The following is a 3,030-nucleotide window of genomic DNA, read 5'->3' on the forward strand; positions in this document are numbered from 1 at the left end:
GATCATGCATAAGCTCTCATATCTGGTGTTATCCAGAATATCTATTTATCTATTACCCTACTTGGGGAATGGCTTGGCTTGGAACGCCGATGAAGGACGTGGTAAGCTGCGATATGCTTAGGCGAGGTGCATACAACCTTTGAACCTAAGATTTCCTAATGGGACTTCCTACTGTAAAGTGATCCGTAAGGATTGGGAACGCGGGGAATTGAAGCATCTTAGTACCCGCAGGAAGAGAAATCAAACGAGATTCCGTGATTAGAGGCGATTGAAAGCGGATCAGGGCAAACTGAATCCCTTCGGGGAGATGTGGTGTTATAGGGCCTTTGTTCAATGATTTGATAAGAACTGAAGTTGACTGGAACGTCATACCATAGAGGGTGAAAGTCCCGTAAGTGAATTTGATATGATTTATAAGGTTCCTGAGTACCGTGCGTTGGATATCGCGCGGGAAATTGGGAGGCATCGACTTCCAACCCTAAATACGTTCCAAGACCGATAGCGTATTAGTACCGCGAGGGAAAGCTGAAAAGTATCCTTAATAGGATGTGAAAAGTGCCTGAAACCAAGTAGGTATGGAATGGCACGGCCCCAAAGGCAACTATACTGAAGGAAGCTACTGCGAAGTAGTGTTACGAGGTATAGAGCCAGGGTTGTGTCGTCCGTTTCGAAAAACGGGCCAGGGAGTGTATTGTTGTGGCGAGCTTAAAATCTTTAAGGTTGTAGGCGAAGGGAAACCGACAAGTTCGCAGTTTATCCAGGAACGGGGTCTTAAGGGCCCGGAGTCACAGCGATACGACCCGAAACCGGGCGATCTAGGCCAGGGCAAGGTGAAGTCCCTCAACTGAGGGATGGAGGCCTGCAGAGGTGTTGCCGTTCGAAGCACTCTTCTGACCTTGGTCTAGGGGTGAAAGGCCAATCGAGCCCGGAAATAGCTGGTTCCCCCCGAAGTGACTCTCAGGTCAGCCGAAGTTTAGATAGTCGGCAAGGTAGAGCACTGATAGGAAGGTTAGGGGAAGAAATTCCTCGCTTTTCTGTCAAACTCCGAACTTGTCGTCGTCGTATACTTCGAGTCAGGGCATACGGGTAAGCTGTATGTCCGAGACGGGAATAGCCGTGACCTGGGTTAAGGTCCCTAAGTGCCGATTAAGTGTGAACACGAAGGGTGTCCTTGGTCTAAGACAGCAGGGAGGTTGGCTTAGAAGCAGCCATCCTTTAACGAGTGCGTAACAGCTCACCTGTCGAGATCAAGGGTCCCGAAAATGGACGGGGCTAAAATCGGCCACCGAGACCCAGGAGTACCGTAAGGTAATCTTGTAGGGGGGCGTTCTGCGAGGGCAGAAGTTCGGCTGTGAAGTCGAGTGGACCTCGTAGAAATGATGATCCTGGTAGTAGTAACAGCATAAGTGGGGTGAGAATCCCCACCGCCGAAGGGGCAAGGGTTCCACAGCAATGTTCGTCAGCTGTGGGTAAGCCGGTCCTAACTCTCGAGTTAACCTCTTTGAGAGGAAAGGGAAACAGGTTAATATTCCTGTGCCGTTCAAATACGTGTGGTAACACAAGGTCAATTTCTGACGCTTTGGGATAAGTTTTGTATTTTTGTCTGAGTATTCAAGCTTATAAATCCGAGGAGAATTGTAATAATGAGAATCGGATGAAAGAGTAATGAGTTTTCCTTTAGGAGAATTTAACTGATTCCTTGAGCCCGTGAAAAGGGAATTGACATGGATTTTGAACGTCCGTACCCAGAACCGACACTGGTGCCCCTAGGTGAGTATCCTAAGGCGTAGCGGAATAATCTAGTCGAGGGAAGTCGGCAAAATGGCTCCGTAACTTCGGGAGAAGGAGTGCCAGTGATCTTTAACCGGATCGCTGGTCGCAGTGACCAGGGAGGTCCGACTGTTTAATACAAACATAGGTCTTAGCGAGCCTGAAAAGGTGTGTACTAAGGCCGACGCCTGCCCAGTGCTGGTACGTGAACCCCGGTTCCAACCGGGCGAAGCGCCAGTAAACGGCGGGGGTAACTATAACCCTCTTAAGGTAGCGAAATTCCTTGTCGGGCAAGTTCCGACCTGCATGAATGGCGTAACGAGACCTCCACTGTCCCCGACTAGACTCCGGTGAACCTACCATTCCGGCGCAAAGGCCGGAGACGTCCAGTGGGAAGCGAAGACCCCGTGGAGCTTTACTGCAGCCTGTCGTTGGGGCATGATTGTGGGTGTACAGTGTAGGTGGGAGCCATCGAAACTTTTTCGCCAGGAAAAGTGGAGGCATCCATGGGACACCACCCTCCTATGATTATGTCCCTAACCCGTATAGGGGACACCGGTAGGTGGGCAGTTTGGCTGGGGCGGTACCCTCCTAAAAATGCATCAGGAGGGCCCAAAGGTTGGCTCAAGCGGGTCAGGACTCCGCTGTTGAGTGTAAGGGCAAAAGCCAGCCTGACTTTGTTGCCAACAAAACGCAACGAAGAGACGAAAGTCGGGCCTAACGAACCTCTGTGCCTCACCGATGGGGGCCAGAGATGACAAAAAAGCTACCCCGGGGATAACAGAGTTGTCGCGGGCAAGAGCCCATATCGACCCCGCGGCTTGCTACCTCGATGTCGGTTTTTCCCATCCTGGGTCTGCAGCAGGACCCAAGGGTGGGGCTGTTCGCCCATTAAAGGGGATCATGAGCTGGGTTTAGACCGTCGTGAGACAGGTTGGTTGCTATCTGCTGGATGTGTTGGCTGTCTGAGGGAAAGGTGGCTCTAGTACGAGAGGAACGGGCCGTCGGTGCCTCTAGTCGATCGGTTGTCTGACAAGGCATTGCCGAGCAGCCACGCACCAAGAGATAAGGGCTGAAAGCATCTAAGCCCGAAATTCATCCTGAAAATAGACAGCCTTTTCCTTCGGGAACAAGGACTCCCATAGAACATGGGTTTGATAGGTTAGGGGTGTAAGTGTCAAGGTTTTCCGAGGCATTAAGCCCGCTAATACTAATAGTTCAAGTGATAAAAGATATTCTGGACACTTAAAGATATGAGAG

General features: G+C 50.8%; 1 rRNA gene. It reads left to right on the forward strand.

From position 1 onward, the window contains the following. Positions 1-40 precede the first annotated feature (40 nt). Positions 41-3,004, forward strand: a 23S ribosomal RNA gene (locus M2325_RS08230). Positions 3,005-3,030 lie beyond the last annotated feature (26 nt).

The organism is Methanococcus voltae PS, assembly GCF_024807035.1.
In the GTDB taxonomy this organism is placed as follows: domain Archaea; phylum AGJL01; class Methanococci; order Methanococcales; family Methanococcaceae; genus Methanococcus; species Methanococcus voltae.